15 protein-coding genes are annotated in these 12,264 nt (G+C 60.3%); 12 read left to right on the top strand and 3 right to left on the bottom strand.

The annotated features are described in order from the left end of the window. Nucleotides 1-74: 74 nt before the first annotated feature. The 4 genes from JFU57_RS31690 to JFU57_RS31705 all read left to right on the top strand — a co-directional run bounded on the left by JFU57_RS31690 (nucleotide 75) and on the right by JFU57_RS31705 (nucleotide 2,122). Entirely contained in the window at nucleotides 75-395 is a 321-nt protein-coding gene (locus JFU57_RS31690) for a hypothetical protein (RefSeq protein WP_043230410.1), read from the top strand. 73 nt (nucleotides 396-468) lie between these two features. Next, a complete protein-coding gene (locus JFU57_RS31695; RefSeq protein ID WP_020299594.1) occupies nucleotides 469-1,026 on the top strand; it encodes a Smr/MutS family protein in 558 nt (185 codons plus the stop codon). Nucleotides 1,027-1,103: 77 nt separating this feature from the next. Further along, nucleotides 1,104-1,649, top strand: coding sequence for a GTP cyclohydrolase I FolE (folE, locus tag JFU57_RS31700; RefSeq protein ID WP_003204506.1), 546 nt, complete (start codon nucleotides 1,104-1,106; stop codon nucleotides 1,647-1,649). A 101-nt stretch (nucleotides 1,650-1,750) separates the two neighbouring features. Continuing rightward, nucleotides 1,751-2,122 carry a glutathione S-transferase N-terminal domain-containing protein gene (locus JFU57_RS31705; protein WP_020299593.1) on the top strand — a complete coding sequence of 124 codons (372 nt, stop codon included), beginning with the start codon at nucleotides 1,751-1,753 and terminating at the stop codon, nucleotides 2,120-2,122. A 49-nt stretch (nucleotides 2,123-2,171) separates the two neighbouring features. On the opposite strand, the gene JFU57_RS31710 is transcribed toward JFU57_RS31705, so the two are convergent. Further along, a complete protein-coding gene (locus JFU57_RS31710) occupies nucleotides 2,172-2,774 on the bottom strand; it encodes a glutathione S-transferase family protein (protein WP_078470737.1) in 603 nt (200 codons plus the stop codon). A 10-nt stretch (nucleotides 2,775-2,784) separates the two neighbouring features. Then, nucleotides 2,785-3,951, bottom strand: a complete 1,167-nt coding sequence (locus JFU57_RS31715) for an aminotransferase-like domain-containing protein (protein WP_201131938.1) — start codon at nucleotides 3,949-3,951, stop codon at nucleotides 2,785-2,787. 82 nt (nucleotides 3,952-4,033) lie between these two features. Between JFU57_RS31715 and JFU57_RS31720 the strand changes: the two genes are divergently transcribed. The 3 genes from JFU57_RS31720 (at nucleotide 4,034) to JFU57_RS31730 (ending at nucleotide 6,805) form a co-directional block, all read left to right on the top strand. Beyond that, nucleotides 4,034-4,468, top strand: coding sequence for a MarR family winged helix-turn-helix transcriptional regulator (locus tag JFU57_RS31720; RefSeq protein WP_201131939.1), 435 nt, complete (start codon nucleotides 4,034-4,036; stop codon nucleotides 4,466-4,468). A gap of 297 nt (nucleotides 4,469-4,765) precedes the next feature. Then, a complete protein-coding gene (locus tag JFU57_RS31725) occupies nucleotides 4,766-6,115 on the top strand; it encodes an NCS2 family permease (protein ID WP_020299589.1) in 1,350 nt (449 codons plus the stop codon). 63 nt (nucleotides 6,116-6,178) lie between these two features. Next, on the top strand, nucleotides 6,179-6,805 hold the full coding sequence (locus tag JFU57_RS31730) for a LysE family translocator (protein WP_078470740.1): 627 nt from the start codon (nucleotides 6,179-6,181) through the stop codon (nucleotides 6,803-6,805). A 133-nt stretch (nucleotides 6,806-6,938) separates the two neighbouring features. Here JFU57_RS31730 and uraH read toward each other — a convergent pair whose 3' ends face one another. Then, nucleotides 6,939-7,292, bottom strand: a complete 354-nt coding sequence (gene uraH / locus JFU57_RS31735; RefSeq protein ID WP_078470741.1) for a hydroxyisourate hydrolase — start codon at nucleotides 7,290-7,292, stop codon at nucleotides 6,939-6,941. 423 nt (nucleotides 7,293-7,715) lie between these two features. Between uraH and puuE the strand changes: the two genes are divergently transcribed. The 5 genes from puuE (at nucleotide 7,716) to JFU57_RS31760 (ending at nucleotide 12,172) form a co-directional block, all read left to right on the top strand. Next, on the top strand, nucleotides 7,716-8,642 hold the full coding sequence (gene puuE, locus JFU57_RS31740) for an allantoinase PuuE (RefSeq protein WP_078470742.1): 927 nt from the start codon (nucleotides 7,716-7,718) through the stop codon (nucleotides 8,640-8,642). Then, nucleotides 8,639-9,154, top strand: a complete 516-nt coding sequence (uraD, locus tag JFU57_RS31745) for a 2-oxo-4-hydroxy-4-carboxy-5-ureidoimidazoline decarboxylase (protein ID WP_078470743.1) — start codon at nucleotides 8,639-8,641, stop codon at nucleotides 9,152-9,154. Before puuE ends, uraD begins: the two co-directional genes overlap by 4 nt. A gap of 91 nt (nucleotides 9,155-9,245) precedes the next feature. Continuing rightward, nucleotides 9,246-10,241: an allantoicase gene (alc, locus tag JFU57_RS31750; protein WP_020299584.1), complete on the top strand. Its 996-nt coding sequence runs from the start codon at nucleotides 9,246-9,248 to the stop codon at nucleotides 10,239-10,241. 83 nt (nucleotides 10,242-10,324) lie between these two features. After that, on the top strand, nucleotides 10,325-10,828 hold the full coding sequence (locus tag JFU57_RS31755; RefSeq protein ID WP_020299583.1) for an ureidoglycolate lyase: 504 nt from the start codon (nucleotides 10,325-10,327) through the stop codon (nucleotides 10,826-10,828). A 51-nt stretch (nucleotides 10,829-10,879) separates the two neighbouring features. Next, nucleotides 10,880-12,172: a urate hydroxylase PuuD gene (locus JFU57_RS31760; RefSeq protein WP_201131940.1), complete on the top strand. Its 1,293-nt coding sequence runs from the start codon at nucleotides 10,880-10,882 to the stop codon at nucleotides 12,170-12,172. The last annotated feature ends 92 nt before the right edge of the window (nucleotides 12,173-12,264 follow it).

Here is a 12,264-nt window from a genome sequence, read left to right on the forward strand (position 1 = left end):
GCAATTGCCTTAGCCTCAGGAACAACCCGCGCATCTCCCGGTCGAAGGGCCGATACCCATTGAGGAAGGTCGGAATGAAGATATCCGATGGTTTTGACGCACGCCGACTACGGCCCAAAGGCCCGCGAAACTGGCGATTGCGCTTGGGCGCGGCATTCTCTGCATTGCTGGCGACCTTCGGTGTGCTGCTGGCAATGGCCGGCGCTGCCAGCCTGCTCGGACGCCCTCCGGCACTCGGCGAGTTGAATGCGAGCCCAGCCGGCTCGGCGGTGATTCTGGTGGTGGGCCTGTTGTTGCTGTACGCCGGTGTCTGGCTCTGGCGTCGCTGCCGGCGCCGCATGCGCCAACCGCAAACGCTGAACATCGCCCCGCACCTGATGAAAAAACATGACTGACTCGACGCGCCCGTGTTTTGTCGCGCCGCTGGCGTCGAGTTGGGTAAACTAGCCGCCCTTCGCGGAGGCTGACATGCAAGACGACGATTTTTCCCTGTTCAAAAGCGAGATCCGCGGCGTCAAGCCGATCAAGCATGATCGCGCCGATACCGGCAAACCCAAGTCCGACCGGGCGCAGATTGCGACATTGCGCCAGGCCGCGACCGTGCGCAACGACGCCACGACTGTGGATGGCCTGTCCGACCAGTTCGTTATCGACGTGGGTCCGGAAGACGAGTTGATGTGGGCCCGCGACGGGGTTCAGGAAAGCCAGATGCGCAAGCTGAAGGTTGGCCAGATCCCGTTCGAAGGCAGCCTCGACCTGCACGGCATGACCGTGGAAAAAGCCCGGGAAACCCTGTGGGCCTTTCTCGCCGAAGCCACCAAATTCGAAATCCGTTGCGTGCGCGTGACCCACGGCAAGGCGGTGCGCCTGGACGGCAAGCGGCCGATGATCAAAAGCCACGTCAACACTTGGTTGCGCCAGCATTCGCAAGTGCTTGGCTTCACCTCGTGCCAGGCCAGGCATGGCGGTGCCGGAGCGGTTTACGTCATGCTCAAACGCACCATGATGGAAGGTCGCGACGAATAAAGCCGATGTTGCATGCTTGCAGCGTCGTGTCCGCCACCGTACCCTTGCCCTTTGCGTAAAATCCCACAGGTAGTTTCATGTCCCTGGAACAGAATTACACCGCGATCCTCGGCCAACTGGGCGAGGACGTCTCCCGCGAGGGCCTGCTCGACACGCCCAAGCGTGCCGCCAAAGCCATGCAGTACCTCTGCCGCGGTTATGAACAAACGCTGGAAGAAGTCACCAACGGTGCCTTGTTCAGCTCCGACAACAGCGAAATGGTACTGGTCAAGGACATCGAGCTTTACTCGCTGTGCGAACACCACCTGCTGCCTTTCATCGGCAAGGCCCACGTCGCTTACATTCCGAGTGGCAAGGTCCTGGGCCTGTCGAAGGTCGCGCGCATCGTCGATATGTATGCCCGCCGCCTGCAGATCCAGGAAAACCTCAGCCGGCAGATCGCCGACGCCGTCCAGCAAGTGACGGGCGCCCTGGGCGTGGCTGTGGTGATCGAGGCCAAGCACATGTGCATGATGATGCGCGGTGTCGAGAAACAGAACTCGTCCATGATCACCTCGGTGATGCTCGGTGAGTTCCGCGAAAACGCTGCCACCCGCAGCGAGTTTCTCAGCCTGATCAAGTAATACCGAACACAGAAAAACCGGCGTTCATCGCCGGTTTTTTTTCGCCTGGGCAAAATCAGGTAAGCTGCCGCCCCTTCATTCATGGGCAAGAGGCTGTAATTGTGATTGTCAAAGCGCTCCGAGTCGGCCTGGGCCAACTCATCATCCTCATCGACTTCATCACCCGCCCGCGCAAGCAGCAGCGCCCTGCCGCCGCCCAGGCCCAGGTCGATCAGGCCGCCAAGGACCTGACCCTGTACCAGTTCCATGCCTGCCCGTTCTGCGTGAAAACCCGCCGCACCCTGCGCCGCCTGAACGTGCCGGTGGCCCTGCGTGATGCGAAAAACAACGAACAGGACCGCCAGACCCTGCTGGAACAGGGCGGCAAGATCAAAGTCCCGTGCCTGCGCATCGAAGAAAACGGCCAGACCACCTGGATGTATGAATCCAAAGTAATCATCGACTACCTCGACAAACGCTTCCAGGCGGCTTGAGGTCGCCAACCCCGGGGCTGCTCAGCCCCGGTCCGGCGGCTGCGCAGGTTCAGTCAAACATCCCGATATACCCCGGCTGGCTTTGTACCCGCTGGATCCAGGCCTGGATCGCCGGGTAGCGAACCAGGTCGAAACCACCCTCATCGGCCACGTGGGTGTAGGCATACAACGCAATATCGGCAATCGAGAACTGCTCGCCCACCAGGTAGGGCGTGCGGCTCAGTTGCTGTTCCATCACGTCCAGCGCCTTGTAGCCGCGCTTTTGCAGTTTTTCGTATTCATGCTGCCGCTCTGCCGGCAAGCCCTGGTACAGCTGGATAAAACGCGCCACGGCGATGTAAGGCTCGTGACTGTATTGTTCGAAAAACTGCCATTGCAGGACCTGGGTGCGCAATCTCGGCTCGCTGGGCAAGAACCGGCTGCCATCGGCCAGGAAGTTTAGGATCGCGTTGGACTCCCACAAGCAGGTGCCGTCCTCAAGTTCCAGCACCGGAATCTTGCCGTTGGGGTTCTTGGCCAGAAAGGCCTCGGTCTGGGTGTCGCCATTGAGGATATCCACCGCCTGCCAGGCATAGGGCAGCCCCAGCAGGTGCAGCATCAGCTTGATCTTGTAGCAGTTGCCTGAACGATAATCGCCGTAAACCTTGTACATGGCCCTCCCCTTAGGCTGCTTGTGCAGCCTGTGCTTGACGTACTACGGCGGCCAACCGCTTGAGACCTTCGTCCAGCCGCGCTGGATCGATATGACTGAAATTCAACCGCAAATGACCTGGATTGCGGTCCGGCTCGGAAAAGAACGGCTCGCCAGGCATAAAAGCCACGTCCTGTTCCAGCGCCGGCTTGAGCAAGGTGCGGGTGTCCAGCGGCTGTTTCAAGCTCAGCCAGAAAAACAGTCCACCCTGAGGCACCTGCCAATCCGCCAGGTCCGCGAAGTGAGTCTGCAGTGCGGCCTGAAATGCATCGCGGCGCACCCGGTAAAAAGCTCGCAACTCGTGCAGGTGCTGCTGGAATTTTTCGCTGCCAAGCCATTGCATCGCCTGCCACTGGCCAACACGGTTGGTGTGCAAGTCGGCCGACTGTTTCAGCCGCAGCAGATGCGGGAACAGGTCCGGGCTGGCGATCAGGTAACCCACACGTAAACCGGGGAGCAAGGTCTTGGAAACCGTGCCGGTGTAGATCCAGCTGGCCTTTTTCAAACGGCTGACGATGGGGGTGGCGCTGCCGCCGTCAAAGGTCAGCTCGCGATAGGGTTCGTCTTCGATCAGGGTCACGCCGAATTCGTCGAGCAACGCCGCCACCGCATCGCGCTTGGCTTCGCTGTAGCGCACCGCCGACGGGTTCTGGAAGGTCGGGATCAGGTAGATAAACGCCGGCCGGTGTTGTTCCAGGCGCGCACGCAATAACCCGAGATCCGGGCCGTCGGCCTCCAGGGGCACGGTGATGCAGTCAGCGCCGAACAGCTGGAAGATCTGCAGCGCCGCCAGATAAGTCGGCGCTTCGAGCATGATCTCGGTGCCCTTGTCGATGTACAGCTTGGCTGCCAGATCCAGGGTCTGCTGGGAACCACTGACCACCAGCACCTGGCTCTCCTCACACGGCACACCCAGGGCCCGGGCCTCGGCAGCGAGGATTTCACGTAGCTGCGGTTCGCCCTCGCTCATGCCGTATTGGCCCATGGACAGCGGCATGTCGTCCCACTCGATCTTCGGCAGCATCACCTCGGCCGGCAGCCCGCCAGCAAACGACATCACTTCCGGGCGCTGGGCCGCAGCAAGGATTTCACGGATCAGGGAGCTTTTAAGACGAGAGACACGTTCGGAGAAGGCCATGGGGATCACCGCTAGCGAAGGCTGAAGGAAATACGTCAAACTGCTTGGCCGAAATTACGCCGAGCCGGACAGATACGTCAATATGCTTGACCTTAAAAACCAAACCACTCAGCAAGATGCCATGGAAGCGTTTTTCTTCGGCTACCAGGCGTTCACAGCCAAAGCCGACGAAATGCTCGAACGCCGAGGCCTGAGCCGGGTGCACCAGCGCATTGTGTTTTTTATCGCCCGCTACCCGGGGCTGAGCGTGAAAGAACTGCTCGCCGCCCTGGGCGTGAGCAAGCAGGCGCTGAACATTCCATTGCGCCAATTGATGGAAATGCACCTGGTCAGCAGCGTTGCGTCCGAAGCCGACAAGCGCAAACGCCTGCTCGAATTGAGCGAAGACGGTGTGCGCTTTGAGCAGTCATTGCGCCGCGAGCAGGTCAAACTGCTGCAGCGCGCATTTGCCGAAGCCGGCGAGGCGGCCGTGAATGGTTGGCTGGCCGTGAACAAGGCGCTGGGCGAAAACCGCTGATCCCCTCCCCGGGCCAGATCTGGCCCCAAAAAATCGATTGCACGGTTGCCGGTACAGGCCGCGCCTGGCGGCCTTGCGTCACCCTTTGGCGCATATAGCCTTTGCGCCGGAGTTTTCGAATACAATATAGAAAACATTATTTGCTTTCTTTGTATACAAACGCATAATTCGCTCCGTGCGAGTTCCTGACCTTTCAGTCAACAAAACCCGCCAGCCTTGCCTGCCTCAAAGAGCCGCTGCCCACCTTCGCGTGTCCGGTTCTGGAAATAACAATAAAACTCTTGAGGAGTACTCGCTGTGGAAAGCCGCAAATCCGAAGCCCCTACGCTCGACCTCTCGCCGCCGCTGCGCCATGGCTGGCTGGAGCGCATCTTCAAACTCAAGTTGCATGGCACCACGGTCAAGACTGAGTTGATTGCCGGCCTGACGACCTTTATCACCATGGCCTACATCATCTTCGTCAACCCCAACATCATGGCCGACGCCGGCATCGACCATGGCGCGGCGTTCGTCGCGACCTGCATCGCCGCCGCCCTCGGTTGCCTGCTGATGGGGTTGTACGCCAACTGGCCGGTGGGCCTGGCGCCGGGCATGGGCCTCAATGCGTTTTTCACCTACACCGTGGTCGGCACCATGGGTTACACCTGGGAAACCGCGCTGGGCGCCGTATTTATCTCGGGCGTGCTGTTCATGATCCTGACCCTGTCCCGGGTGCGTGAATGGCTGCTCAATAGCATTCCGGTAAGCCTGCGTTATGCCATGGGCGCCGGGGTCGGCTTGTTCCTTGGGCTGATCGGCCTGAAAACCGCAGGCATTGTCGTCGATAGCCCGGCCACTCTGATCAAGCTCGGTTCGTTGCGCGAACCCGGCCCACTGCTGGCAGCAATCTGCTTCCTGATGATCGCCGTACTCAGCTACCACCGGGTGTTCGGCGCGATCCTGATCAGCATCATCGCCGTGACCGCAGCCGGCTGGGGCCTGGACCTGGTGCATTACAACGGGATTCTCTCGACCCCGCCGAGCCTGGCTCCAACCTGGATGGCGATGGACATCGCCGGGGTGTTCAACGTCAGCATGATCAGCGTGGTCCTGGCCTTTCTGTTTGTGCACATGTTCGACACCGCCGGCACCCTGATGGGCGTGGCCCAACGCGCTGGGCTGGTCAACGCCGATGGCCGGATCGAAAACCTCTCCCGGGCTCTCAAGGCCGACAGCGCGTCCAGCGTATTTGGGGCCATGGTCGGGGTGCCGCCGGTAACCAGCTACGTCGAAAGCGCCGCGGGGGTCGCGGCAGGTGGTCGGACTGGTCTTACCGCGGTCACCGTCGGCGTGCTATTTATCGCTGCCATGTTCTTTGCACCGCTGGCCGGCATGATTCCCGCTTATGCCACCGCCGGCGCATTGATTTACGTGGCGATGCTGATGATGGGCGGCATGGCCCATATCAATTGGGACGAGGCTACGGACAGCATTCCGGCGATCGTCACGGCAATCATGATGCCGCTGACGTTCTCGGTGGCCGATGGCATCGCCCTGGGCTTTATCACCTATGTGGTGCTGAAGGCCGGGACCGGCAAGCACAAGGAAATTTCCGTCAGCCTGTACGTGCTGTGCGCGATCTTTATCGCCAAGTTCATTTTCTTGTAGGCGACACCGGTTTTAACCGCCTCACCCCGTCGGGTGGGGCTTTTGTGCATTGGGAGGAAAGTGATGAGTGTGGAAACCTGGCTGCTGTTCAGCGGCGCGGCGCTGGTGGTAATCCTGATTCCGGGGCCCCTGTCTTTGCTGATGATCAGCAACAGCCTGAACTACGGCTTGCGCCGTTCGTACCCGGCGTTTCTCGGCGGGGTGTTTGCTTCGATCTGCCTGCTGAGTGCTTCGGCGCTGGGCCTGGGTGCGCTGCTGCTGGCCTCTGAACAGCTGTTCAGCGCCCTGAAAATCGTCGGCGCGCTGTACCTGTTCTACCTCGCCTGGCAGAGCTGGCAACAATCGCGGCAGCCTTCCCGGGGGGCCCATGTGCCCGAGGCTGCACCGACTCCGCGCTTTCGTGCACTGTTTGGGCGCGCATTCGTCCTGGGGGCGAGCAATCCCAAGGACATCCTGTTCTTCGCCGCCTTCCTGCCGCAGTTTCTCAGTGCCGAGCAGCCGTTCCTGCCCCAGCTGCTGATCATGATCGCCACCTGGACCGTGCTCGACCTGCTGTGCAAGCTGGCCTACGGCCTTGGCGCACACGGTGCCGCGCGCTATCTGCGCAGCGGCAAGGGCCAGAGCTGGTTCAACCGCATCAGCGCCGGGTTGTTCAGCGGCGCCGGTGCGGCATCGCTGCTGAGCCGCTGAGGACAACATCGGCGAGCCGCCTCCTGCGGGGGGCGGTTGCCGGCAACGGTTTTCAGCAGACGAAAAAAAGCCCGCAGTGTGAGCGGGCGAAAGACCAAAGAAGCTATTTGCGCAGGATTCTTGGGGGAGCCTCCTAGCTTCCTCTATAGGTCGAATAACTGTAGGGCGAAATCAGCAGTGGCACGTGGTAATGGTCCTGCTCAGCCGAGATACCGAAACGCAGCACCACCACATCGAGGAACGCCGGCTCAGGTAGCTGAACGCCACGGGCGCGGTAGTAGTCACCGGCGTGGAATTGCAATTGATAAACCCCGGAACGGTAGTCATCGCCTTGCAGCAAGGGTGCATCGCAACGGCCGTCGCTGTTGGTCAGGGCACTGGCGACCAGCTCCAACTGGGCTCCCTCGACCCGGTACAGTTCAACCTTGATTGCGCTGCCAGGGCAGCCATGTGCGGCATCCAAAACGTGTGTAGTCAAACGTCCCATTGATTGTGCGTGGCTGGCGCGCTTCAAGCACCCAGACCTCGCGCCTCCCGGAGTCAGTTAATAAGGAGGCCGCACCCTTTCAGGGCCTGAAAAAATGCGGCGAGCGACTGATTAAGACATTTTTCAAAAAAATTGTACACAATAAAAATCACAAATTAAGTCACCTAACGGCCATAAAGCGTTTAACCACCGTCCGGCGGGCACACCATGGGAATAGAAGGTCTATTGTCGATTAGCTGACCAGTCAGGCAGGTTTCTTGCAGTATCACAATGCGCCAGTAACCGATGAAAAATGCAAAAATTCAGGCTTACAATGTGATTACAGTTTTGTATACAATCACTCCATCGCAGTGACGCCAGCCTGGCTTTTCTTTTTCAGGCCACGCCACGCCACCGTTATCACGCACAAGAAGGAAGACTGCAGTGAGCGCTGACTACCCACGCGACCTGATCGGTTACGGCTCCAACCCACCTCATCCTCACTGGCCGGGTAATGCCCGGATTGCCCTGTCCTTCGTGCTCAATTACGAAGAAGGCGGCGAACGCAACATCCTGCACGGCGATAAAGAGTCGGAAGCCTTCCTCTCGGAAATGGTTTCGGCACAACCGCTGCAGGGCGAACGCAACATGAGCATGGAGTCGCTGTACGAGTATGGCAGCCGTGCCGGCGTGTGGCGGATTCTCAAGCTGTTCAAGGAATTCGACATCCCCCTGACCATCTTCGCCGTGGCCATGGCCGCCCAGCGCCACCCGGATGTGATCCACGCCATGGTCGATGCCGGCCACGAGATCTGCAGCCATGGCTACCGCTGGATCGACTACCAGTACATGGATGAGGCCCAGGAGCGCGAGCACATGCTCGAAGCGATCCGCATCCTCACCGAAATCACCGGTGAACGCCCACTGGGCTGGTACACCGGCCGCACCGGCCCCAATACCCGGCGCCTGGTGATGGAGGAAGGAGGCTTCCTCTATGACTGCGACACCTACGACGATGACCTGCCGTACTGGGAGCCGAACAATCCTACCGGCAAGCCGCACCTGGTGATCCCCTACACCCTCGATACCAACGACATGCGCTTCACCCAGGTCCAGGGTTTCAACAAGGGCGATGACTTTTTCGAGTACCTCAAAGACGCCTTCGACGTCCTGTATGCCGAGGGCGCGCAAGCACCGAAGATGCTTTCTATCGGCTTGCACTGCCGCCTGATCGGCCGCCCGGCGCGCCTGGCCGCCCTCAAGCGATTTATCGAGTACGCCAAGAGCCATGACCAGGTGTGGTTCACCCGCCGCGTAGACATTGCCCGTCACTGGCATGACGTACACCCTTTCCAGGGAGCCGCCAAATGACTGCGTTCCAGACCTTGAAACCGTCGACCCTGAGCCGTGACGAATTCGTCAAAGCCTTCGCCGACATCTACGAACATTCGCCATGGGTGGCCGAAAAGGCCTTCGACCTGGGCCAGGACGCTTCGATCGACGAGATCGAAACCCTGCACCAGCGCATGAGCGACATCCTGTTGAGCGCCGATCATGCCAGCCAGCTGGCACTGATCAACGCTCACCCGGACCTGGCCGGCCGTGCCGCCGTCCAGGGCCAACTGACCGAAGCCAGCACCAACGAACAAGCGGGCGCCGGTATTCACCAATGCACGGCCGAAGAGTTTTCTCGCTTCACCGAGCTGAACGATGCCTACAAGGCCAAGTTCAAGTTTCCCTTCATCATGGCGGTAAAAGGCAGCAACCGGCATCAGATCCTCGCGGCGTTCGAAACGCGCATCCACAACTCGGTGGACACCGAATTCAAATGCGCGCTGGCGGAGATCAACAAGATCGCCCTGTTCCGTTTACTGACCCTATAGCGACCTTAGCCCGAGAAATCACCACGTACGCAACGGTTTCCCAGGGCTCTGCAAGCATCCCCAGCCACTTTATTAAAGGCAGACAAGAAGAATGAAAGCTTACGCCGTACCTTTCGAGAAGTTCGTCAACCTGGCCGATGCCCGCCTGGGCACCAAGATCATTTCGGTGACCGATGACTGGTTCGCCGATGCCAACCGGATGTTCCAGCCGACCCCGGCCGTATGGAAGGAGGGCGTTTTCGATGACAACGGCAAGTGGATGGACGGCTGGGAGTCGCGCCGCAAGCGCTTCGAAGGCTACGACAGCGCAGTGATCCGCCTGGGCGTGCCAGGTTCGATCAAGGGCGTGGACATTGACACTTCATTCTTTACCGGCAACTTCCCGCCTTCGGCCTCCCTGGAAGCCTGCTTCCTGGCCTCCGGCGAGCCCAATGAAAACACCCAGTGGGTGGAAGTGCTGTCGGCCGTCGAGCTGCAAGGCAACAGCCACCACTACCACGAGATCAGCAACGACCAGGCCTTCAGCCACCTGCGCTTCAATATCTACCCGGACGGTGGCGTGGCCCGCCTGCGGGTGTACGGCATTCCGTTTCGCGACTGGTCGGCGATTGGCGACAACGAACAGGTCGACCTGGCCTCGGCCCTCAACGGTGGCCGCGCCCTGGCATGCTCCGATGAACACTTCGGCCGTATCAGCAACCTGCTCAACCCGGGCCGAGGGATCAACATGGGCGATGGCTGGGAAACCGCACGTCGCCGTACCCCTGGCAACGACTGGGTGATCGTCGCCCTCGGCCATGCCGGCGAAGTCGAGAAAATCGTCGTCGACACCCTGCACTTCAAGGGCAACTACCCGGACAGCTGCTCGATCCAGGGTGCCTTTGTCAAAGGCGGCACCGACAGCCAGATCGAAACCCAGTCGCTGTTCTGGCGTGAACTGCTGCCGAGCCAGAAGTTGGAAATGCACGCCGAACACACCTTCGCCGAGCAGATCAAGGCCCTGGGCCCAATCACTCATATCCGTCTGAACATCTTCCCGGACGGTGGCGTCAGCCGCCTGCGGATTTTGGGCAAGGTCGCTAAATAAGCAGTGCCCCGCGGAGAGGGAGCTTGCTCCCTCCTCCCCACAACAGCAGAACAAACAACACAGAATCCGGATAAGAGACAGCCATGCGCACACTGATGATCGAACCCCTGACCAAAGAAGCCTTCGCCCCCTTCGGTGACGTGATTGAAACCGACGGCAGCGACCACTTCATGATCAACAACGGTTCGACCATGCGCTTTCACAAACTGGCGACGGTCGAAACCGCTACGCCGGAAGACAACGCGATCATCAGCATCTTCCGCGCCGACGCGCAGGACATGCCGCTGACCGTGTGCATGCTGGAGCGTCACCCGCTGGGCAGCCAGGCTTTCATCCCGCTGCTCGGCAACCCCTTTCTGATCGTGGTCGCGCCACTTGGCGATGAACCTGTATCGGGCTTGGTCCGCGCCTTTGTCAGTAATGGCAGGCAGGGCATTAATTACCATCGCGGCGTTTGGCACCACCCGGTGCTGACGATCGAAAAGCGGGATGACTTCCTGGTGGTTGATCGCAGTGGCACAGGCAATAACTGCGATGAGCATTTTTTCAAAGAGGATGAGCGTTTGATCCTCGCCCCCCACCAATAAGAGAAGGTCTGATCACCCGACAACAAGGGTGACAGGCGAGAGGTAAAGACTGTGGAAGCACATCTGTTGGAATGGCTCAACCTGAGCGTGCGTTGGGTACACATGATCACCGGCGTGGCCTGGATCGGCGCATCGTTCTACTTCGTCTGGTTGGAAAACAACCTCAACCGCGTCAACCCCAAGGATGGACTGGCCGGCGACCTGTGGGCGATCCACGGCGGCGGTATCTACCACCTGGAAAAATACAAACTGGCCCCGCCGACCATGCCGGACAACCTGCACTGGTTCAAATGGGAAGCCTACTTCACCTGGATGTCGGGGATCGCGCTGCTGTGCGTGGTGTTCTACTCCAACCCCACGTTGTACCTGCTGGCACCGGGCAGCGGCCTGAGCGGCCCTGAAGGCGTGGCCATCGGTATCGGCTCGCTGTTCATCGGCTGGTTCGTCTACTCCTTCCTCTGCGACTCGGCCCTGGGCAAGCGCCCAGCCCTGCTCGGCCTGATCCTGTTTGTGCTGCTGATTGCAGCCGCCTACGGCTTCAGCAAGGTATTCAGCGGTCGCGGTGCGTACCTGCATGTCGGCGCCATCATCGGCACCATCATGGTCGGTAACGTGTTTCGCATCATCATGCCGGCCCAGCGCGCACTGGTCGCCGCCATCGCGGAAAACCGCACCCCCGACCCGGCACTGCCGGCCAAGGGCCTGCTGCGCTCGCGCCACAACAACTACTTCACCCTGCCGGTGCTGTTCATCATGATCAGCAACCACTTCCCGAGCACCTACGGCAGCTCATACAACTGGCTGATCCTGGCCGGGATCGCAGTATTGGCAGTACTGGTACGTCACTACTTCAACACCCGCCACAACAGCCACAAGTTTGCCTGGACCCTGCCCGTGGCAGCCCTGGGCATGATTTGCCTGGCGTACGTCACCGGTCCGGCGACCGCACCCGCCGCCGCACCGGTGGTCAAGGCCGCGGGCCAGATCGACTACCAACCCCTGCCGGAAACCGCCCTGGGCGGTGGTGCCAAACCCGCTGCACCGGCCGCGCCAGCCGCCGCGACCCAGGCGTCCAGCGCCGGGCCCGCGTTCGATAAGGTGCACAGCGTGATCCAGGAACGCTGCGCAGTCTGCCATTCAGCCAAGCCCACCAGCCCGCTATTCAGTGCCGCGCCAGCCGGGGTGATGTTCGATACACCGGAGCAGATTCGCCAGCAGGCCGCACGCATCCAGGCCCAGGCCATCACCACGCAGATCATGCCCCTGGGCAATATCACTCAGATGACCCAGCAGGAACGTGACCTGATCGGTGCCTGGATCAACCAGGGGGCACAGACCAACTAAGTAATGCCGAGAAAGGCTGCGCTACCGGAAACGGTACCGCAGCCTTTGTTGCACAAGGCTGTGGGCAACCACACAGCCGCAAAATCACAAGA

The sequence above is a fragment of the Pseudomonas sp. TH07 genome (assembly GCF_016651285.1).
GTDB lineage: Bacteria > Pseudomonadota > Gammaproteobacteria > Pseudomonadales > Pseudomonadaceae > Aquipseudomonas.

Bases quoted from the DNA above. Each gene is read 5' to 3' on its own strand.
- uraH (WP_078470741.1), bottom strand. From the start codon at position 7,292: ATGGGACGTTTGACTACACACGTTTTGGATGCCGCACATGGCTGCCCT.
- JFU57_RS31730 (WP_078470740.1), top strand. From the start codon at position 6,179: ATGAGTGTGGAAACCTGGCTGCTGTTCAGCGGCGCGGCGCTGGTGGTA.
- JFU57_RS31710 (WP_078470737.1), bottom strand. From the start codon at position 2,774: ATGTACAAGGTTTACGGCGATTATCGTTCAGGCAACTGCTACAAGATC.
- JFU57_RS31695 (WP_020299594.1), top strand. From the start codon at position 469: ATGCAAGACGACGATTTTTCCCTGTTCAAAAGCGAGATCCGCGGCGTC.
- folE (WP_003204506.1), top strand. From the start codon at position 1,104: ATGTCCCTGGAACAGAATTACACCGCGATCCTCGGCCAACTGGGCGAG.
- JFU57_RS31720 (WP_201131939.1), top strand. From the start codon at position 4,034: ATGCTTGACCTTAAAAACCAAACCACTCAGCAAGATGCCATGGAAGCG.
- alc (WP_020299584.1), top strand. From the start codon at position 9,246: ATGAAAGCTTACGCCGTACCTTTCGAGAAGTTCGTCAACCTGGCCGAT.
- JFU57_RS31690 (WP_043230410.1), top strand. From the start codon at position 75: ATGAAGATATCCGATGGTTTTGACGCACGCCGACTACGGCCCAAAGGC.
- uraD (WP_078470743.1), top strand. From the start codon at position 8,639: ATGACTGCGTTCCAGACCTTGAAACCGTCGACCCTGAGCCGTGACGAA.
- JFU57_RS31715 (WP_201131938.1), bottom strand. From the start codon at position 3,951: ATGGCCTTCTCCGAACGTGTCTCTCGTCTTAAAAGCTCCCTGATCCGT.
- JFU57_RS31755 (WP_020299583.1), top strand. From the start codon at position 10,325: ATGCGCACACTGATGATCGAACCCCTGACCAAAGAAGCCTTCGCCCCC.